General features: G+C 67.1%; 18 protein-coding genes. 14 read left to right on the top strand and 4 right to left on the bottom strand.

Features of this window, described 5'->3' with window-relative positions; genetic code table 11:
* Nucleotides 1–32 precede the first annotated feature (32 nt).
* Entirely contained in the window at nucleotides 33–2,906 is a 2,874-nt protein-coding gene (locus MLE64_RS08130; protein ID WP_243317276.1) for a DUF748 domain-containing protein, read from the top strand.
* 4 nt (nucleotides 2,907–2,910) lie between these two features.
* Here MLE64_RS08130 and MLE64_RS08125 read toward each other — a convergent pair whose 3' ends face one another.
* The 3 genes from MLE64_RS08125 to MLE64_RS08115 form a co-directional block, all read right to left on the bottom strand.
* The gene (locus tag MLE64_RS08125; protein ID WP_243317275.1) at nucleotides 2,911–3,507 is read right to left on the bottom strand and encodes a 1-acyl-sn-glycerol-3-phosphate acyltransferase; all 597 of its coding nucleotides are present in this window, start codon (nucleotides 3,505–3,507) and stop codon (nucleotides 2,911–2,913) included.
* 150 nt (nucleotides 3,508–3,657) lie between these two features.
* Complete coding sequence (locus tag MLE64_RS08120) at nucleotides 3,658–3,984, bottom strand: sll1863 family stress response protein (RefSeq protein WP_243317274.1); 327 nt, start codon at nucleotides 3,982–3,984, stop codon at nucleotides 3,658–3,660.
* Nucleotides 3,985–4,220: 236 nt separating this feature from the next.
* The gene (locus MLE64_RS08115; RefSeq protein ID WP_243317273.1) at nucleotides 4,221–5,726 is read right to left on the bottom strand and encodes a sigma-54 interaction domain-containing protein; all 1,506 of its coding nucleotides are present in this window, start codon (nucleotides 5,724–5,726) and stop codon (nucleotides 4,221–4,223) included.
* Between the two features lie 509 nt (nucleotides 5,727–6,235).
* Here MLE64_RS08115 and MLE64_RS08110 point away from each other — a divergent pair.
* The 4 genes from MLE64_RS08110 to MLE64_RS08095 are packed head-to-tail and all read left to right on the top strand — an operon-like array spanning nucleotide 6,236 to nucleotide 8,607.
* Nucleotides 6,236–7,009 carry a 4Fe-4S dicluster domain-containing protein gene (locus MLE64_RS08110; protein WP_243317272.1) on the top strand — a complete coding sequence of 258 codons (774 nt, stop codon included), beginning with the start codon at nucleotides 6,236–6,238 and terminating at the stop codon, nucleotides 7,007–7,009.
* A complete protein-coding gene (gene nrfD / locus MLE64_RS08105) occupies nucleotides 7,006–8,208 on the top strand; it encodes an NrfD/PsrC family molybdoenzyme membrane anchor subunit (RefSeq protein ID WP_243317271.1) in 1,203 nt (400 codons plus the stop codon). The genes MLE64_RS08110 and nrfD overlap by 4 nt, the downstream gene beginning before the upstream one ends.
* Nucleotides 8,209–8,247: 39 nt before the next feature.
* Entirely contained in the window at nucleotides 8,248–8,406 is a 159-nt protein-coding gene (locus MLE64_RS08100) for a hypothetical protein (protein ID WP_243317270.1), read from the top strand.
* A gap of 15 nt (nucleotides 8,407–8,421) precedes the next feature.
* Nucleotides 8,422–8,607, top strand: a complete 186-nt coding sequence (locus MLE64_RS08095) for a hypothetical protein (RefSeq protein ID WP_243287806.1) — start codon at nucleotides 8,422–8,424, stop codon at nucleotides 8,605–8,607.
* 322 nt (nucleotides 8,608–8,929) lie between these two features.
* Here the strand turns inward: MLE64_RS08095 and MLE64_RS08090 are convergent, their stop codons facing one another.
* Nucleotides 8,930–9,511, bottom strand: coding sequence for a peroxiredoxin (locus MLE64_RS08090; protein WP_243287805.1), 582 nt, complete (start codon nucleotides 9,509–9,511; stop codon nucleotides 8,930–8,932).
* A 197-nt stretch (nucleotides 9,512–9,708) separates the two neighbouring features.
* On the opposite strand from MLE64_RS08090, the gene MLE64_RS08085 reads away from it, so the two are divergent.
* The 9 genes from MLE64_RS08085 to MLE64_RS08045 all read left to right on the top strand — a co-directional run bounded on the left by MLE64_RS08085 (nucleotide 9,709) and on the right by MLE64_RS08045 (nucleotide 19,870).
* Nucleotides 9,709–11,019 carry an arginine deiminase gene (locus MLE64_RS08085; RefSeq protein WP_243317269.1) on the top strand — a complete coding sequence of 437 codons (1,311 nt, stop codon included), beginning with the start codon at nucleotides 9,709–9,711 and terminating at the stop codon, nucleotides 11,017–11,019.
* A complete protein-coding gene (locus MLE64_RS08080) occupies nucleotides 11,016–12,134 on the top strand; it encodes a glycosyltransferase family 9 protein (protein WP_243317268.1) in 1,119 nt (372 codons plus the stop codon). Before MLE64_RS08085 ends, MLE64_RS08080 begins: the two co-directional genes overlap by 4 nt.
* Nucleotides 12,135–12,201: 67 nt before the next feature.
* Nucleotides 12,202–13,182, top strand: a complete 981-nt coding sequence (locus tag MLE64_RS08075; RefSeq protein WP_243317267.1) for a lysophospholipid acyltransferase family protein — start codon at nucleotides 12,202–12,204, stop codon at nucleotides 13,180–13,182.
* 54 nt (nucleotides 13,183–13,236) lie between these two features.
* Nucleotides 13,237–13,707: a GreA/GreB family elongation factor gene (locus MLE64_RS08070; RefSeq protein ID WP_243294830.1), complete on the top strand. Its 471-nt coding sequence runs from the start codon at nucleotides 13,237–13,239 to the stop codon at nucleotides 13,705–13,707.
* Between the two features lie 18 nt (nucleotides 13,708–13,725).
* Nucleotides 13,726–14,970: an ATP-dependent Clp protease ATP-binding subunit ClpX gene (gene clpX / locus MLE64_RS08065; protein ID WP_279342969.1), complete on the top strand. Its 1,245-nt coding sequence runs from the start codon at nucleotides 13,726–13,728 to the stop codon at nucleotides 14,968–14,970.
* A 14-nt stretch (nucleotides 14,971–14,984) separates the two neighbouring features.
* Nucleotides 14,985–17,399: an endopeptidase La gene (lon, locus tag MLE64_RS08060; protein ID WP_243317266.1), complete on the top strand. Its 2,415-nt coding sequence runs from the start codon at nucleotides 14,985–14,987 to the stop codon at nucleotides 17,397–17,399.
* 77 nt (nucleotides 17,400–17,476) lie between these two features.
* Nucleotides 17,477–17,677, top strand: coding sequence for a hypothetical protein (locus MLE64_RS08055; RefSeq protein WP_243317265.1), 201 nt, complete (start codon nucleotides 17,477–17,479; stop codon nucleotides 17,675–17,677).
* An 8-nt stretch (nucleotides 17,678–17,685) separates the two neighbouring features.
* Entirely contained in the window at nucleotides 17,686–18,624 is a 939-nt protein-coding gene (locus MLE64_RS08050; protein WP_243317264.1) for a YihY/virulence factor BrkB family protein, read from the top strand.
* A 67-nt stretch (nucleotides 18,625–18,691) separates the two neighbouring features.
* Nucleotides 18,692–19,870, top strand: a complete 1,179-nt coding sequence (locus MLE64_RS08045; RefSeq protein ID WP_243317263.1) for a transglutaminase-like domain-containing protein — start codon at nucleotides 18,692–18,694, stop codon at nucleotides 19,868–19,870.
* The last annotated feature ends 7 nt before the right edge of the window (nucleotides 19,871–19,877 follow it).

Below are 19,877 nucleotides of genomic sequence, written 5' to 3'. Positions count from 1 at the left end.
TCACACCGGGCGGAAAGGTCTATGCTTCTTCCATGCCCATGCCAGCCTTCCTCCCGGCCTTCTTCCGCCGCTGGCGCCGGTTGATCCTCGTGCTGGCGGGAATCTACGCGCTCTGGGTCCTGGCGGGCTTCTTCCTGGTTCCGGCCCTGGCGAAACCCCGCATCGAGCGGGCGGCCACCCAGGCCCTGAAGCGCCCCACCTCCCTGACCCGGCTGCGATTCAACCCCTTCACCTTCGGGGTCACCGTCGAAGGCCTGCGGGTGGCCGAGCGGGGCGGCGGCGACTGGATCACCCTGCGGCGTGCCTACGTGAACCCTTACGTCTGGCGGCTCCTGCGCCACACGGTGGGGTTCGCGATCATCGAGGTCGACGGCCTCACCGTCCGGACGGTCCTGGACCTTGAGGGCCACCTCAACTTCCAGGACCTGCTCGAGGAAGAGGAGAAGCCGGGCACCCCCGCCCAGGAGGCGCCCCCTTCGGCCTGGATCCTGGATGTCCGCCGCTTCCAGCTGCAGGACGGCCGGGTGGAGTTCACGGACCGGTCCGCCTCGGCCCCCTTCCATTCGGAGCTGGGGCCCATCGCCTTCCGCCTGGACAACCTGCGCACCGAGGTGGGCCACCGCAGCGGCGTCTCCCTGGAGGCCTGGACCGAGGCCAAGGAGCACGTGAGCTGGAAGGGCGACCTGGGCTTCCAGCCCTTCGCCTCCAAGGGCACCCTTCTGCTGGAGAACCTGTCGCTGCCCAAGTACCGCCCCTACGAGCAGGAGCAGGTTTCCAGCGAGATCCGCAGCGGCATGGGCACGGTGCGGGCCCAGTACCGCTTCGAGTGGTCCAAGGGCCGCCATGTCGTGGAACTGTCGGGACTGGATCTCAGCGTGAGGGACCTGAAGATCGCCGAGCGCGGCGTCGCCGAGCCCGCCCTCGAGCTGCCGTCGCTCGATGTCAAGGATGGCAAGGCCGACCTGCTGTTGCCCTCCGTGGAACTGGGCTCCATCACCGCGGAGCAGGGCGTGGTCCGCGTGCAGGCCGCCAAGGACGGCGCCCTGAACGTGGTTCGCCTTCTCACGCCGCCCAAGCCCAAGGAGAAGAAGAAGGACGAGAAGCCCCTCCAACTCCTGATCCGCGATCTGGCCCTGAAGGGCTTCCGGGTGGGCTGGGAGGACCTGGGCCCGGCCCGCCCCGTGAAGGTGGAGGCCACGGATGTGAACCTGGGGTGGAAGGATCTGAGCCTGGATCCCAAGGCCAGCAGCCAGGCTTCGCTGGACCTGAAGCTGGGCTCCGGCTCCCTCAAGGTGGAGGGCAGCCTGGCGCCCCTCAAGGTCACGGGCGACCTCCAACTGAAGGCCGAGGGGCTGGAGCTGGCGCCCTGGGATCCCTACCTGGATACCGCCCTGGACCTGCGCATCGCTTCGGGGAAGCTGGGCGCCGACGGCCGGGTGCGCTTCGCCTTCGAGGGCCGCAAGACCGATGGTGTCACCTACCGGGGCGCCGCCTCCGTGCAGGGCCTGGAGGCGCGGGACGCGGCCTTGAACGAGCCCTTCGTGCGCTGGAAGGCCCTGCGCCTCACGGGCGCGGACTTCCGCACCGCGCCCATGTCCGTGGCCATCCAGGCCGTGGACTGGACCGAGCCCGAGGGGCGGCTCGTGATGCAGCCCGACGGCAGCACGAATGTGGCCCGGGCCCTGCGGCTGGCCCCGGAGGGCAAGCCCCCGGCGGTCACCGCCGCCGTGGTGCCCGCCACGCCCGCCGCCGCGCCGGACCTGGCCATCGAAAAGCTGGCCATCACCGGCGGGCGCCTCAGCTTCATCGACCGCTCGGTGCAGCCCAATGCGGCCCTGGTGCTCAGCGACCTGGAGGGCAGCTACCTGGGCCTCTCCGGCCGCCCCGACGCCGTGTCCAAGGTGGACTTCAAGGGCCGGGCCGGCGGCTTGGCGCCCATCACCATCACGGGCCACGCCATGCCCCTGCGCCACGACCTGGACACGGACGTGGCGCTGAAGATCCAGGGCGCGGACCTCACGGACTTCACGCCCTACACGGGCAAGTACCTGGGCTACACCGTGCAGAAGGGCAAGCTGGACGTGGATGCCCGCCTGCGTATCGACCGCCGGAACCTGAAGTCCGAGAACGCCGTGAAGCTCGACCAGTTCTACCTGGGCGACAAGGTGCAGAGTCCCGACGCCACGGGCCTGCCCGTGAAGCTGGGCTTGGCGATCCTGCGCGACCGCAAGGGTGTCATCGCCTTCGACCTGCCCATCGAGGGCAACCTCGACGATCCGGACGTGAAGTACGGAAAGTTGGTCTGGAAGGCCATCTTCAACCTGCTGGGGAAGATCGCCACCTCGCCCTTCACACTGATCGGAAAGCTCTTCGGCGGCGACGCCGGCGACCTCAGCAGCGTGTCCTTCGCACCCGGCTCCAGCGCCCTGGACGCCGCGGCCACGGCCAAGCTCCAGGGGCTGGCCAAGGCTCTCCAGGAACGGCCGGAGCTGCGGCTGGAGGCCGAGGGCGCGGCGGGCGAAGGCCAGGACGGCGGGGCCCTTCGCAAGGCCTCACTGGAAGCCCTCCTTCGCCGCACGCGGACCCAGGGGCTCAAGGTGGAGGAGGCCCCCGTGCCGCCCGGCGAGCGGGAACGCTGGCTCAAGGCCGCCTATGACGCCGCCTTCCCCGCCCCCAAGCCCGCCAAGGGCGAGAAGCCCGCGCCGCCCCCGCCGCCGGCAGAGATGGAGCAGCGCCTGCTGGGCGTCCAGAAGGTGGATCCCGCGGACCTGGCCCAGCTGGCGGATGCCCGCGCCAAGGGCGTCCTCGGCTGGCTGCTGGACACGGCCAAGGCCGACCCCGCCCGGATCTTCCAGGTCCGCACCGGCCAGGCCAAGGGACCCGCCGTGGCGTTCACGCTGAAGTAGAGGCCTACCTGGGCCGCTCCCGCAGGCCGTGGACCTGGCTGAACAGCGCCTGGATGAGGGGGAGGTCCTCATCCAGGTTCCCGCTGGGATGAAACACGGGCATCAGCCGGATCACGTGATCGCGGAAGTCGAACCCCACGGGCCAGATGGGCACTCCGGACGCCGTCGCGATCCAGTAGAAGCCGGACCGCCACTGGCTCACGCCCTTGCGGGTGCCCTCCGGGGCCAGGGCCAGCAGGCGGGCGGGGACGCCCTCAAAGGCCTTCACGCAGGCGTCCACCACGCCATGGCTCACCTGGCGGTTCACGGGGATGCCGCCCATCCAGAGGAAGAAGCGCCTGAGCGGCGTCTCGAAGAGGGAGTGCTTGCCCAGCCAGGACACCTTCAGCTCCAGGGCGAACACCACGGCGACGCCCACCACGAAATCCCAGTTCGAGGTGTGGGGGGCCACGATGGTGACGAACTTGGGCTCCTCCGGGAACGCCCCCTCGATGCGCCAGCCGCCCAGGCGCAGGTAGGCCCGCCCCAGGGCCCGCCACAGCCAGCCCCGGGGTTGGCGGAGGGCTTCAATGGGGACTGGGTAGGGTGTGGGCTGGTGCAAGCGATGCCTCGGGAGAGCTGGGACTGGGTCTGCTGTGAGATGGGGCCTCACAGGGTAACCGCCCTCCTATTCCAATGACAGAAGGGCACCGCCTGCCGTCCCATCGCCATTCAGATTCCTCACCCCCCATGGATCACCTTCGACATCCGCTCAGATCTCAGCTTCGGCCCGCCGAAGGCGGGTGCGAAGGAGCTCCCATCGGTTGTCCAGTTCCGTCAGCAGGCCCTCCCCGTCGAGGCCGGTCGAACCTTTCAGGCGCATGACCTGGGCGCCAGCCTCATTCCGCAGGAGTTGCAGCTCATCCGCGATCCGGTCGAATTCGAGCCCGGTGTCTGACCTGCACCGCTTCGCCCTGGCGCGGGCCTGCGCGATGGTCGCGGTCCATTCCGCGAGCTGGGCCTCCAGCCGCTCGGTGTCGGCCTTTCGCCTTGAGAAAGAGGAGGGGGGAGGCAGAGGGACGTCTTCGTTGACGCGCATCGTTCCATCCAGTCCAGAAGGGTTGGAAGGTCGGTCCAGGGCCCAGCAGCTGCCCTTTGACGACCTGGACCTGGAGGTGTCAAATCACATGCCAGACAATGTAAAGATAAAAAATTAATCTTAATTGTTATAGATGTACAGCTTGATCGACCCATGCCTGCTGGCACAGCTGAAATCCTGGCGCGACCCACCGCGCCATGGTGCGGATTCGCCAAATGCGACGGGCCTCCGCCTGATCAGGGGCGGTGGATGCCCTCCTTCCGCATCCGGCCGCGGAGGGTGCTCGGATTCAGGCCGAGGATGCGGGCCGCCCCCTTGCTGCCCTCGATCCTCCAGTTGGTCCTCCGCAGCACCTGATCGATGTAGTCGCGCTCCAGATCGACCAGCGGTTTCCCTTCATCCTGCGGCCCGGCCAGGGAGGGAGCCTCGAAATGATCCAGCACCTGCAAGGTGGTGCCCTTGGAGATGATCACGGCCCTCTCGATGACGCTCTCCAGCTCCCGCACATTGCCGGGCCAGGAGTGGGCCATGAGGTCATCCATGGTGCCGTTGGTGACCGTTCTAATGTTTTTGCCAAGCTTGCGATTGAATTTATCAAGAAAATAGTCGACGAGCAGCGGGATGTCCTCTTTGCGCTCCCGCAGGGGGGGCACGGTGATGGGAAAGATGTTGAGCCGGTAGAACAGATCCTCCCGGAAGCGGCCCAGCCGGATCTCCTCGTAGAGGTCCCGGTTCGTGGCCGCGATGATGCGGACATCGACCTTCACCGTCTTCGCGCTGCCCAGGCGGCTGAACTCACCTTCCTGGATGACGTGCAGCAGTTTGGCCTGCAGCTCGAAAGGCAGATCGCCAATCTCGTCCAGGAGGATGGTGCCCTTGTCGGCCAGTTCGAATCGGCCCAGCTGCTGGGAACTGGCCCCCGTGAAGGCGCCCTTCTCGCGCCCGAAGAGCTCGCTTTCAATCAGGTTGCCGGGCAGGGCGGTGCAGTTGACAGTGACGAGGGGGCGGTGCTTGCGCAGGCTCCTGCTGTGGATGGCGCGGGCCACCAGTCCCTTGCCCGTTCCCGTCTCGCCCAGCAGCAGCACCGTCGAATCCTGCGGTGCCACGGCTTCGACCCGGTAGAAAACGTCCTCCAGGCAGCGGCTTTGTCCGATCACCTCACCGAAGTTGTAGGTGCGGTTGGTCTCCTGGAACAGGTACGCGTGCCCCGCCTGAAGATGCTTCTTCAGCTCCTGTATCTCCGTGTGAGCCCTGTGGAGTTCTGCTTCCGCCTGTTCCCGGAGTGCCTGTTCCTTCGAGCGCGGGTGCATGGGTTGGCCTGGCCACCCGCTCCCCATCAGCGGCTCCTGGCCAGATGGGGAAGAGGAAGCTCCCGCCCGCCTTCCCCAGGTGATATCCGAGTGGACGCCCACGGCACCGATGATGCGGCCCATGTTCAGAATGGGCGCGGCCGTGATCCGGAGGATGATTTCATCGCCGGTCCCGGCGTGGGTGGCCAGAACAATTTCGGTCAGCCGTTCCCCCGAGAGGGCGCGTGTGAGCGGGCGCTCCTCCTTGCGGAGGGGGAGCTGGCTGTCTGGCCAGCGAAGGGCGAACCCCTCCACATGCCTTCCGAAGGTGTCCCGAAGCTCATCGAGGGACGTGGCACCAAACATCCGGAGGGCAGCGGGATTGCATCGGGTGACCCCGTCCTTGGACAGGATGCAGACGGCGTTTGGAGTCGTGTCGAGAATGGCATTCATTTCAGTCCGCTTCAGGAGCAGTTCGGACACGAGGGCCGCGAGCGACCGGTGCCTCCGGCCTTGAACTGGGTCGAAACGAAAACGGACTCCGGAGGTCTGGCGGGAATGGAATGCGTAAGGTCCATGATGCATTGACATTACAGCCCCCCGACAATTTGTTAAATACCAACCGGTCATTAATCAATGTAGGACTTTTCCCTTCGCAAACCCGCGAATCCCGAAATTCCACATCGAGTCTTTACGAACTGTTTAAGGGCCCATCAAGTCCCAATCCAAGCCTGCATCCGTCGCATTTGACGGTTCCGCGTCCTGGCGTGGCGGGTGGGGCACGGCCTGGGTCTGAGTTGGATGGCATCTGTAATTTAAGATTAATCATTAAAACAGATGAATAATGTGTGATCATTCCCACGCTCTGGCATGGGACTTGATTATAGGCAGTGGGAATGTGGCCAATATCCTATGGAATCAAGAAATAAATTTTTTTTCATCCTGATGGATGGGCTGAGACCATGAGTCAGAAGAAAGCCATGCTAATTGACCTGACCCTGTGTGTCGGGTGCAACGCCTGTCAGAGCGCCTGCAAGGAAGAGAACCGGCTTCCCCCCGGCGAAGAAAAGTACCTGTCATTGACCGCCTACACGGCTCTCGACAAGTACAACGACTTGTATGTCCGCCGCATGTGCCAGCACTGCGACGTCCCCACGTGCGTGTCCGTCTGCCCCGTGGGCGCTCTCAGCAAGACGGAAGCCGGCCCCGTGGCTTACGATGCCGAGAAATGCATCGGTTGCCGTTATTGCCTGCAGGCTTGCCCCTTCCACGTCCCGAAATACGAATGGAGCAGCACCAAGCCTCGCATTCAGAAGTGCAAGTTCTGCGCGTCCAGGCTGGCCAAAGGGCTTCAGCCCGCCTGCGCCGAAGCCTGCCCCACCGGGGCGACCCAGTTCGGGGATCGCGAGGAACTGCTGGTCGAGGCAGCCCGCCGGATCAACGCCGAGCCGGCCAAGTTCGTTCACAGGATCTACGGGAAGGATGATGTTGGCGGCACATCCATGTTCTACCTAAGCCCGGTTCCGTTCGAGCAACTGGGCTTCGATTCCCGGATGGGGAAGACGCCCATGCCCATGTTGACCATGAGCGCCCTTTCCAAGGTTCCCAATGTGCTTTCCGTGGGAGGGGTCCTGCTCGGCGGTGTCTGGTGGATCACCAACCGACGCGCCAAAGTCCAGGCCTTCGAGGCCTCCCAGAAGAAGGACCCGACCCGCCCGCCCGAGGATAAGCCATGAAGATCCCAGGTCTGCCACGCATCACCGGATGGCACCCCATCGCCACCACCCTGATCCTGGCCGGGGCCATGGCGGCCTTCGCCCGGTTCAACTACGGACTCGGCGCCACCACGAACCTGAGCGATGAGTTCCCGTGGGGGCTCTGGATCGGCTTCGACTTCCTCGGGATCGGGCTCGCCGCCTCGGGCTTCACCATCGTGGCTGCCGTCAACCTGTTCCACGCCAAGGAGTACGAGCCCATCGTGCGACCCGCGATCCTGACTGCCTTCATCGGGTACCTGCTGGTGGTGCTGGTTCTCATCATCGACCTCGGCCGCCCCGACCATTTCTGGCATCCCCTGGTCATGTGGAATCCGCACTCAGTGATGTGCGAGATCAGCTGGTGTCTCATGTTGTACACCACGGTCCTCTCCCTGGAGTTCGCTCCGATCGTCCTCGAAAAATTGAATATCGTTTCGCCGATCAAGTGGATTCACGCCATCTCGCTGCCGCTCATGATCTTCGGAGTGCTGCTGTCCACCCTGCACCAGTCTTCGTTCGGCTCGCTGTACCTGATCGTCCCGAACCGCTTGCACGCGCTCTGGTACACGCCGCTGCTGCCAGTCCTCTTCTTCATCTCCTGCATCGCGTCGGGGATCTCGATGGTCATCCTCGAATCCCTGATCTTCGCCCGCGGAGGGCGCGACCTCCTTCCCACGCCGCTCCGCGCCAACTTGGCCAAGATCATCGCCGTCGCGCTGGCCGTGTACGTCGTCGTCCGGGTCCAGGATCTTCTGACCAGGGGGGCGTTGCGCGAGCTGACGGCCCTCACCTATTACAGCCTCGCGTTCTACGCGGAGCTGCTGATCGGCTTCGTCATCCCGTTCGCGATGCTGCTGATGGAAAGGGTCCGGACCTCGCGGCGGGGGCTGTATGCCGCGACCCTGCTGGTGGTGGTCGGGTTCGCCTTCAACCGGATGAATACCGCGATCACCGGGCTGGAGCACTACCCCGCGCAGACCTACTTCCCGTCCCTGATCGAGGTGTTCATCACGCTCGGCATCACGGCGGTCGGGTTCAGTGCCTTCTCCCTCATCGTCAAGCACCTGCCGATCTTCGAGCCCATGGTGGCCGGCCCACGCCCTCGAAAGGAGGTCGTGACCGGGCGGCCGGAACCCATCTTCATCTCCCGTGAAGGCGGGGACCTGGAGTCCCGGTGAGTGGAGTTCCCCTCAGTGAATGTCCTACAGGAGGTCTACATGTTCGATTTGGCCAATTGGAAGAACCCAGAAACGCTCATGTTGAACATCACGAACAGCGCGCTCGGAATCGCAGCCTTCGTGCTGGTCGCCTGGATCTGCGGCGAGGCGATCCGTGAGTTCGTCCTTCAGCGCAGGGAATCACACCGCAAACACTAGACCCGGAGGCCAGCCATGACCATGCTGCTCGTCCTGTTCCTGATCCTCGCCTTCGTCGGCACGGACTTTGTCGTGCAGGCCGTCTCCCGGCGGGCGAAAGCCAGGCGGGAAGATCCCCAGGGAACGGCCACGCGGTTGAATCTGTCGGCGGGACCCGCCCCGTTCCAGGGAGCCGAGGGCCACAGACCGATTCACCCTTGAACCTCAGGTCTAAGTGCAGGTCAGCGGCCAGACTTCGGGGGCCATCCTGGCACGGGGTACACGAAGGGGGCGCTTTGCGGCGCCCCCTTCGTGCGTTCTCTGCCGTCCTACTTGGCGGAAGCGTAGGCCTTCAGCCCGTCGAAGGTCGGCTTGGCTCGGGCCTCCGGTCCTCGGGGCTCCGCCCCCGCCATCGGCTGCGCCGATGCGGCCCTATCCTCCCTCCGCTTCGCTACGGTCGGATGGTCATGGCCTTCGGCCATTCCGCCTCTGCGTACGCGCCGCGGGCGCCTTTCGGCGCCCGCTTCGTGCGTGCTCTGCCTGTCTACTTAGTGGCAGCGTAGGCCTTGAGCCCATCGAAGGTAGGCTTCATGGCCTTTTCGCCCTTGTGCCAGTTGGCGGGGCAGACTTCGCCGTGCTCTTCGGTGAAGTCGATGGCGTCGAGGAGACGAAGGACTTCCTCCACGCTGCGGCCCAGGTCGTTGTGGTTCACGGTGATGTGCTTGAGGATACCCTCCTTGTTCACGATGAACAGGCCGCGCAGGGCGATGCCGGCGGGCAGCAGCACGTTGTAGTCCTGGGCGATGGTCTTGTTCAGGTCGGACACCAGGGGGAAGGTCACGCCCTGGATGCCGCCCTCCTTGCGGGGGGTGTTGACCCAGGCGTGGTGGCTGAACTTGGAGTCCACGCTCACGCCGATGACCTGGGTGTTGCGGGCCTCGAACTCCTTGAGGGCGTCGGCGAAGGCCAGGATCTCCGTGGGGCAGACAAAGGTGAAGTCGAGGGGGTAGAAGAAGAGGACGACCTTCTTTCCCTTGTAGTCGGACAGCGAGATCTGCTTGAACTCGCCGTTGACCAGGGCATCGGCCTTGAAATCGGGTGCGGGCTGGGTGACGAACGCGGCCATGAAGCCTCCAGAAGGGGTCTTGCCCCGGGTTTCGTTGGGAATAATCAGGCTAGGACTAGCCTCCCCGGGGTTCAAGGAAAATATCCGACTAAATCAGTAAAGTATACCAAACCCGTGGGTCAACTGAAGGACGCAGATGCAGAAGTCACAAGGCTTCCATGCTACGCTGCGGGGTTCCGGCCCCCCCAAGGACCCCCATGCAGCCCATTCAGCCGATCCAGCTTTCCGTGTTCTCCGAGACCGCCCGCCTCCGGCAGGTGGTGGTCCACAACCCCGGCCCGGAAGTGGACCTGATGGTGCCCGGGATGATGGAGAAGCTCCTCTTCGACGACATCCTCTACGGCGACCTCGCCCGGCAGGAGCATGCCCAGTTCCGCCAGGTGCTGGCGCGTGTGGCGGACGAGGTGCTCGACATCCAGGACCTCTTCATCGAGGCCCTCCAGGACGAAGGGGTGAAGCTGGCCTTCGTCGAGGACCTCCGGCGCCTGGTGGGCCTGCCGGACGATACCTGCAACCTCCTGCGGGACATGATCCCGGCAGACGTGGCCCGCAGCGTCATCGGCGGCCTGCCCTGGGACGACATGCCCGCCCACACGCACTGGGAGGAGGAGTTCGACTACCGGGTGCGACCCATCCCGAACCTGCTGTTCATGCGCGACCCGGCCTCGGTCATCGGCGACGGCTACAGCGTGAACTCCATGGCCACCTGGGCCCGGGAGCGGGAGCCGCTGATCCTGAGCTACGTCTTCCGGCACCACCCGCGGCTCCGGCACCACACGGAGCACGACAAGTGGTTCGACCAGGTGACGCCCCTCATCCGCGGCGAGATCAAGGCCCCCGTGAGCCTGGAGGGCGGCGACATCCTCGTGCTCAGCCGCAAGGTGCTGGTGGTGGGCTGCTCTGAGCGCACCCAGGCGGACGCCATCCAGCTCCTGGCCGAGAGCCTCCGCGACCATCGCGCCGAGGACGACAGCAGCTTCGACCACCTGCTCATGGTGCTCATGCCCAAGAAGCGCAGCGCCATGCACCTGGACACCATCTTCACCCGCACCAGCGAGGGCGAGTGCCTGCTCTACCCGCCCTATTTCGTGGAGGGCAGCCGGGAGCTGCTGAACGTCACCAGCATCGACCTGCGGCACCCCGAGCTGCGCATGAGCACCCACCCCAGCCTGCTGAAGGCGCTGAGGGGCGTGGGCATCGACCTGAGGCCCATCTTCTGCGGCGGGAACGATTTCATCCTCCAGCAGCGGGAGCAGTGGACGGACGGGGCCAATGCCTTTTGCCTGGCGCCGGGCGTCATCACCAGCTACGGCCGGAACCTGGCCACCGCCGAGGCCCTCGACCGGGCCGGCTACAAGGTGCTGAACGCCAAGGAGGTCCTGGCGGATCCCGCCCTGGACCTGCTGGACGGAGGGAAGTACCTGGTGCAGATCGAGGCCAGTGAGCTGAGCCGCGCCCGGGGCGGGCCGCGCTGCATGACCATGCCCCTCTCCCGGGAGGGCGCGTGAACGCCGGTCGCGGAGGCGACCTGAGCGCCGGCCGCCACCCGGCCCTGACCCACTTCGACCGGGCCCTGGCCGGAGGCGCGGCCCCGGAGGTGTGGATCCGCTTCCCACGCCAGCTGGGCGACGTGGTGATGACGCTGCCCTTCCTGGGCACCCTCCAGCACCACTGGAACGCCGTGGCGGCAGAGCGGGGCGTGCAGCTCCGCTGGATCGCAGTGGGCCACCACATCGGAGCCGCCCTGCTCTCCGAGGCCGATCCCGCCTTCATCGCCGAGGCCCACATCGAGGGCGGCGGGGCGGCCAAACCCGACCCCTGGGCCCTGGTGCGGGGCTGGCGGAAGCGCCCGCCCGCGGCCTTCCTGAACCTCTCCCAGAGCGCCCGCCTGCCCTTCGCCGCCTGGCTGAGCCGGGTGCCCCTCCGGGCCGGCATCGCCGACAACCACCTGCGCCTGCTGTACCACCACAGCATCCGCTACCGGAACCTGCCCCTCCACATCGCCACCCGCATCCAGCCTCTGCTCGAAGCCCTCACGGGCGACGATCGGGCCCTCTGGCTGCCCCTGACCCCGGCCCTGCTGGGCGGGCACAAGGGGCCGGACAAGCTGCGGGCCGAGGGCTGGGGCGGGGAGCCCTACGTCACCCTGGCCTTCGGCACCCGCGGCTTCGGCAAGCGCTGGTTCCCCGAGGATCACACCTGGCCGGAGCTGATGCGCCTGCTCCAGGGGCAGGGCTTCCGTCCGGTGCTGCTGGGCGGACCCGACGAGGTGCCCCTGGGCGAGGCCCTGGCGGGCGCCGTCCCCGGGGCCCTGAACCTGGCCGGGAAGACCACCCTCCCCGAAGCCTGCGCCATCCAGGCCGCGGCCCAGGGCAACGTGGCCATCGACACGGGCCTGGCCCACACGGCCGCCGCCACGGGAAGGCCCACGGTCACCCTCTTCGGGCCCAGCCCCGAGGTCTGGGTGAACCCCATTGGGCCCCGGGCCCTGCCCCTGCGGGGGCCGGATGTGGACTGCGATCCGGCGGCTCCGGGCGGCTTTCCCACCCACGGCTCCAGCGCCCACCGGATCTCTCCGGCGAGGGTGTTGGAAGTGTTGGAAATGCTGATGAAGGAATCCTGAGCGAGGTTCCTGCTAGACTGAATTTCCGCGCCTCGTCACCCGAGGCGCCCCTTTTTTTAGGGCCGACTTGACCCCCACCCCCCCGCAGACCCCCCGACCCAAGCTCCGGCACCGCCTGGAGTACGGGCTGTTCCGCCTGCTGGACGGGATCCTCGGCCGCCTGCCCATGACCACCGTCCAGACCCTGGGCGAGGGGGCGGGCACGCTGTTCTACCTGGTGGATCCCCGGCACCGCCGCATCGTCCGGGAGAACCTGCGCTTCGCGGATCTCGACCTCTCCGAGGCGGAGACCCGGGCCCTCTCCCTGGCCTGCTTCCGCCACTTCGGGGGCCTCTTCGTGAGCCTCCTCCGCCTGCGCCACGCCACGCCCGAGGAATTGGACCGCTGGATCAAGGTCGAGGGACTGGAGCATTTCGATGCCGTCCAGGCCGCGGGCAAGGGCTTCATCCAGCTCACGGGCCACTACGGCAACTGGGAGGCTGTCGCCCTGGCCCAGAGCCGCCTCGGCCGTACCATTGACGCCATCGGGCGGGAGCTGGACAACCCGCTGCTGGAGCCCATCTCCCTGGCCTTCCGCACCCGGTTCGGCAACCGGGTGATCCTCAAGGACGGCGCCATGCGCGACACGCTGAAGGCCCTCAGGTCGGGGCGGGGCGTGGGCTTCCTGCTGGACCAGGACGCCCTCACCAGCGGCGTGTTCGTCCGCTTCCTGGGCCAGTGGGCCTCCACCTTCTCCACCGCCGGCAGCCTGGCCGCCCGCTACGACCTGCCCGTGCTTCCGGTCTTCAGCTGGCCCAACCCCGATGGCACCACCACCGTGCGCTTCGAGCCCGCCTTCCACGTGCCCGTCACCGGGGACGCGGCACGGGATGCCTGGGTGGCCACCCAGCTCATGACCGCCCGCATCGAGGCCCAGATCCGCAAGGACCCCCGCTGGTGGTTCTGGATGCACCGCCGTTTCAAGACCCGCCCGGGGGAAGGCCATCCCCTCCCGGCTCCGCTTCCGCCCGGGGAGTGGGTAGAATCGATCCAACCACCCCTTGCCTGACCGGGCCCCTTCGGCCCGCCATTTTTTTTGACCCCCTTTACCAGGACACCCCCCATGCCCAAGCACGTGCTTGCGAAGCTCGAACAGGAACTCAAGACCGTCAAGCAGGCCCTCCTGGTGGACATCCCCCAGGAGATCGCCCGGGCCGCCGGCCAGGGCGACCTGTCCGAGAACGCCGAATACGAACAGGCCCTCGCCAAGCGGGACATGTTCCAGAACAAGCTGGTGACGCTGGAGAAGCGCATCTCCGAGGTGGCCAGCCTGGACATCAGCCGCCTGCCCAAGACCCGGGCCGCCTACGGGTCCAAAGTCACGATCCTGGACCTGGATTCCGAGGAGGAGTTCACCTTCAAGCTGGTGCTTCCTGAGGAACTCGACGGCCATCCCCAGCATCTCAGCATCAGCTCCCCCATCGGCATGGCGCTGGTGGGCCAGGAGGAGGGCAACGAGGTGCGGGTTCAGATCCCGGCGGGCGTCCGGCGCTTCGAGATCCTGGAACTGAAGACCATTCACGATGTAGCCTAGGTCCGGCGAGGTCCCGCCATGAACAAGTACAAGCGCGAGCAGAAATGCTCCTTCTGCGGCAAGGAGCCCCACGAGGTGGAGCAGCTCCTCGCGGGACCGGAGGCGTTCATCTGCAACGAGTGCCTGGAGGCGGGCCAGCTCCAGCTGCGCATGAGCCGCCAGGGCAAGCCCCTGGGCAAGCCCGACGCCCGGCTCAGCCGCCCGAAGGAGATCAAGGCCTTTCTGGATGACTACGTCATCGGCCAGGAGGCTGCCAAGAAGCGCCTCTCCGTGGCGGTCTACAACCACTACAAGCGCATCGTCACCCCCCGGAAGGCCCTGGGCGGCCCCGAGGTGGAGCTCTCCAAGAGCAACATCCTGCTGCTGGGCCCCACGGGCACGGGCAAGACCCTGCTGGCCCAGACCCTGGCACGCTTCCTGGACGTGCCCCTGGCCATGGCCGACGCCACCACGCTGACGGAAGCCGGCTACGTGGGCGAGGACGTGGAGAACATCCTCACCAAGCTGCTCCAGGCCGCCAACTACGACGTGGAGCGGGCCCAGCGCGGCATCGTCTTCATCGACGAGATCGACAAGGTGGGCCGCAAGAGCGAGAACCCCAGCATCACCCGCGACGTGAGCGGCGAGGGCGTGCAGCAGGCCCTCCTGAAGCTGGTGGAGGGCACGGTCGCCAACGTTCCCCCGCAGGGCGGACGCAAGCACCCCCACCAGGAGTTCATCCAGCTGGACACGAGCAACATCCTGTTCATCTGTGGCGGCGCCTTCGTGGGCATCGAGGACATCATCAAGCAGCGCATCCGGGCCAAGGCCGTGGGCTTCGGCTCCACGCCCTCGTCCAAGGAGGACAAGGAGAACCTGCTGCGCCTGGTGGAGCCCGAGGACATCATCAAGTTCGGCCTCATCCCCGAGCTGGTGGGCCGCCTGCCCGTGGTGGCGGGCCTCTCGCCCCTGGACCGGGAGGCCCTGGTGGCCATCCTCACCCAGCCCAAGAACGCCATCACCAAGCAGTTCGTGAAGCTCTTCGACATGGACGACGTGGACCTGACCTTCGAGGACGGCGCCATCGACGCCATCGCCGAGCAGGCCCTCACCCGCAAGCTGGGCGCCCGCGGGTTGCGCAGCCTCGTCGAGCAGATCCTGCTGGAGCCCATGTACGAGCTGCCTTCGGACAAGCGCACCTCGCGTGAGTCCCTGCGCATCACCCGCCAGAAGGTGGAAGAGGTGCTGGGTCTGCCCTCCCAGCCCATCTCCGCCGCGGGCTGAAGAAGGGAAAACCTTTGGCGGTACCGAAGACCCTGACCCTGCCGGCCATCCCCATCCGGGACATGGTGCTCTTCCCGGGCGCGCGGGTGCCCTTCGTGGTGGGACGCTCGGCTTCGGTGCGCACGCTGGAGCTGGCCATCAAGGCCGGCGACCACCTGCTCATGCTCACGCAGAAGGATGCCAAGGTGGAGGCGCCGGGCCAGGACGACCTCTACCCCATCGGCACCCTGGCCCTGGTGGAATCCGTCCTCGCCCTGCCCAAGGACTACTACAAGGTCGGCGTGAAGGGCATCGCCCGGGTGAGCCTGCGCCGCTACGACGACAGCGGCGAGATCATCCAGGCCGAGGCCTACCTGCTGGCCGAGCCCACCCAGCCCCCCACCGAATCCCTCCAGCCCTTCCACCAGGCGGTGGAGGCCTTCCTGGGTCGCAATTCCGACGCCTCGCGGCTGCTCAGCATGGACCAGATCCGCGAGCTGCCCCTGGGCAAGGCCATCGACACCGTGGCTGGCCTCCTGCCCGCCGAGGTGAAGCAGAAGCAGGAGATCCTCGATCAGCTCGAGATCGGGCCCCGGCTCGAGGCCATGATGCGCCTGCTGGAGCTGGACGCCGCGCGCTCCGAGGTGGACCGCACCTTGGACGAGAAGACCCGGCAGCGCCTGGACCAGGACCACAAGCAGTACGTCCTGAACGAGAAGATGCGCGTCATCCAGCAGGAGCTGGGCAAGAAGGAGGAGAAGGACGAGTTCGCCCGGCTGAAGGACCAGATCGAGGCGGCCGGCATGAGCGCCGAGGCCAGGGCCAAGGCCCTGGAGGAGCTGGAGCGCCTGGAGGCCATGCCGCCCCAGAGTGCCGAGGCCACCGTGAGCCGCACCTACCTGGATTGGCTGCTGGCCCTGCCCTGGACGACCATGGCCGACGAGCGCCTGGACCTCATGGAGGCCGAGCGCGTGCTGGACGAGGACCACTCCGGCCTCGACAAGATCAAGGCCCGCATCCTGGAGCACCTGGCCGTCATGGCGCGGCTGCGGAAGAATCCCTCTGTGCCCGGGGAAGACGAGAACCGCGCGCCGCTGCGAGGGCCCATCTTGTGTCTTGTCGGGCCTCCCGGCGTCGGCAAGACGTCGCTGGCCCGCAGCATCGCCCGGGCCCTGAACCGGCCCTTCGTGCGGTTGTCGCTCGGCGGCGTGCGCGACGAGGCCGAGATCCGCGGCCACCGGCGCACCTACATCGGCTCCATGCCGGGTCGCATCATCTCGCTGATGAAGAAGGCGAAGGTCCGCAACCCGCTCATACTGCTGGACGAGATCGACAAGATGGCTTCGGACTTCCGAGGCGATCCCAGCTCCGCCCTGCTGGAGGTGCTGGATCCCGAGCAGAACGCCAACTTCCAGGACCACTACCTGGACGTGGGCTTCGACCTCAGCCAGGTGCTCTTCCTGGCCACGGCCAACATCCGCCACCAGATCCCCGAGCCCCTGGAGGACCGCCTGGAGGTGCTGGAGCTCTCGGGCTACACCACCAAGGAGAAGCTGGCCATCGCCGAGCAGCACCTGCTGCCGCGGGCCCTGGAAGGCCACGGCATGAAGGATCTGGGCGTGCATTTCGAGCCCGCCGCCCTGGAGAAGCTCGTGCAGGACTACACCCGCGAGGCGGGCGTGCGCCAGCTCGAGCGTGAGATCGCCAACATCCTCCGCAAGCTGGCCCGGCATACGCTGCAACCCGAAAAGGGCGAGGCCTTCGATCCCGTCATCACCGCCGAGCGCGTACCCAAGCTGCTGGGCCCCGAGAAGTTCCTGGAGACCCGCGCCGAGGACACGGCCCCGCCGGGGCTGGTGAACGGCCTGGCCTGGACGCCCACGGGCGGCGACCTGCTGACCATCGAGGCCGCTGTGCTGCCCGGCAAGGGCGTTCTCAAGCTCACCGGCAAGCTGGGCGAGGTCATGCAGGAGAGCGCCAACCTGGCCCTCAGCTACGTCCGCGCCCGGGCCGAACGCCTGGGCCTGAGGCGCGACTTCCTGGACAGCGTGGATCTCCACGTCCACGTGCCCGAGGGCGCCATTCCCAAGGACGGCCCCAGCGCCGGCATCACCCTGGCCACGGCCTTGATATCGGTGCTGACGGGCATCCCTGCGCGGGCGGACCTGGCCATGACCGGCGAGCTGACCCTGCGGGGCCGCGTGCTGCCCATCGGCGGCCTCAAGGAGAAGCTCCTGGCCGCCCACCGCCAGGGCCGCAAGGCCGTCCTCATCCCCAGCGAGAACGCCCGGCACCTGGAGGAGATCCCCGCCGAGGTGCGCGAGCAGCTCAGCATCCACCTGGTCAGCCACATGGACGAGGTCATCCAGCTGGCCCTCACCCGCATGCCCCAGCCCCTGGGGGCCGAATCCGCCGGTCCCGGCCGCGAGACCCCGGCGACGGCGCAATAGAGCTGTCAGCTCTCAGCTATCAGCGACGGCCTCGTCCTGGCTGACAGCTGATAGCTGATAGCTGATAGCCTGATTCCATGCGCTTTCTCTCCAGCCACGTCATCCACTTCGTCGTCATGGGGCTCGGCATCTCCCTGGTGCTGGGGCTCCTTCATCCGACGACGCGGCCGGAGCGGACGCGGGCCTCGATCCTCAAGCACGCGGTGGGTCTCATCGGCATCGGCCTGGCGCTGGCCTGGCTGATGTACCTGCTGCCCCGGCATCCCGTCCGCTTCTAGGAGCCGCCGTGGTCGAGAAGGTCCTGGGTCATTGGGCGAACCTGGTCGCCACCCTGGAGCGGATCTGGCTTGAGATCGCCCGGGCGGTTCCGCCCCTGGGCCGGGCCGGGGCCTTCACCATGGAGGTGCTGGGCAAGTACCACAAGGACGACTGCCTGAGCTACGCCGCCGGGCTCAGCTTCTGGTTGATCGTCAGCCTGGTGCCCCTGTCCACCCTGCTCTTCAAGCTGCTGGGCGCCATCCTGGGCAGCCGCGCCTACGGGCCGGGCACGCTGAAGACGCTGCAGGAGATCGTGCCCTACCTGCCCCGCGAGTTCGTCGTGGACGCCGTGGCCAACAGCCAGAAGATCGGCGGCATGGGCCTGTCCTGGGTCGTGCTGCTCTTCGGCAGCTACTGGGGCATCAGCCAGCTGGACACGAGCCTGGCGCACGTCTTCGGCCTGCGCATCAAGAAGCACCGGCAGACCCGCAAGAACCACCTGCTGCGCCAGGTGACGTTCCTGGTGGTGGGCCTGCTCACCCTGGTGATCTTCCTCGCCCTCCTGGTGGGCGGCGCCCTGAGGAAGTTCATGCCCGCCCGCCAGACGGACTTCCTGCCCTACCTGGCGCCCCTGCTGGGCCTGGTGGTGGTGACGGTGGTGCTCCAGCACCTCCCGCGCCTGCACGTGAAGTTCCGCCACGCCCTCCTGGGCGCGGGGATCTCCACGGCCCTGTGGTGGCTGGCGAAGTGGGGCTTCGGCGTCTACCTGCGGCACACCATGACCTGGGGCATCATGTACGGCTCGCTGCTGGGCATCGTGGCCGGCCTGACCTTCCTCTACTACAGCTGCGCCATCCTGCTGCTGGGGGCCGAGATCACCGCCGCCTTCTACCGCCACGAGACCGGCGCCACCCCCGTGCCGCCCTGGCTGCGGGGGAAGGCGGCGGACCCGACCGCCTCCCACTAGGGCGCTCTAATCCGGCGCCCCGGCGCTCCGTAAATGGTCCATCGGATCCCATGACAGGGAGGACCCCATGCGCCGATTCCGGCTGGCCCTGCTGGGCCTGGCTTTCGCCGTGTTCATTTCGACCGCCCTATGGGCCCAGGTGCCCCCGCCGCCTCAGGAGCTTCAGGCGGAGAACGTCCACATCCAGGACCTGTGGAAAGAGAAGAAGTTCGAGGAGGCCCTGAAGGTCCTGGCCGCCCGGGCCCAGTCCCCCGGCTTCACGCAGCTCGGCGCCGAGACCCGGGCGGGCGTGCACTACAACATGGCCTGCGCGGCCTCGCTCCTGGGCCGCCGCGGCGAGGCCCTGGCCTTCCTGGGCACGGCAGTCGGCGAGGGCCTCAAGGACTGGACGACCTTCAGCGCGGACACGGACCTGGATCCCCTACGGAAGGAGTCGGGCTTCCTCTGGCTCGAGGGCATCGTGCGCTCGCGGGGCGACTTCGTGGGGATCCTCCGGCACTTCCAGGACTACGGGCCCGGCGCCGGCAGCCCGGCCCCGGCCTTCGCCTACCAGGCCAAGGACGCGCCGGACCTGGTGGCCCTGCGGAAGGTCTGCCGCCTGGACGAGGTGGCCGGCAGCGGCCCCGAGTTCGAGCGGATCGTGAACCTCATGCACTGGGTCCACGCCCAGGTCCGCCACGACGGCAACTCCAAGAACCCCGAGCCCATGAACGCTCTGCACCTGCTGGAGGTCTGCCGCATGGAGAAGCGCGGGATCAACTGCCGCATGATGGCCACCATCCTCAACGAGGCCTACCTTGCCATGGGCTTCAAGTCCCGCCAGGTCACCTGCCAGCCCCTGGATGAGAAGGACCCGGACTGCCACGTGATCACCACCGTGTGGTCCAACGACCTGAGTCAGTGGCTCTACATGGATCCCACCATGGAGGCGTATTTCACGGACGGCCAGGGCCGCCCCCTCGCCATCGCCGAGGTGCGCGAGCGCCTCGTCACCGGTGGGCCCCTGGAGCTCTCGAAGGGCGCCAACTGGAACGGGCGCCCCGAGAGCCCGGCCACCTACAAGGCCTACATGGCCAAGAACCTGGTGCGGATCACCTGCCCGGTGGAGAGCGCCTACGGCTACGAGTCCCGGGCCGAGCGCCGCTACGTGACCCTGGACGGCCTCGGCTTCCCGCCACGACCCGCCCGGGATGCCGCCGGAGGCCTCATCACCCATGATCCCGCCGCCTTCTGGGCCCGGCCATGAAGCGTTT

Origin of the sequence: Geothrix paludis (genome assembly GCF_022808815.1) — a bacterium.
Taxonomy (GTDB): Bacteria; Acidobacteriota; Holophagae; order Holophagales; family Holophagaceae; genus Geothrix; species Geothrix paludis.
This window is presented reverse-complemented; position numbering and strand designations above follow the sequence as displayed.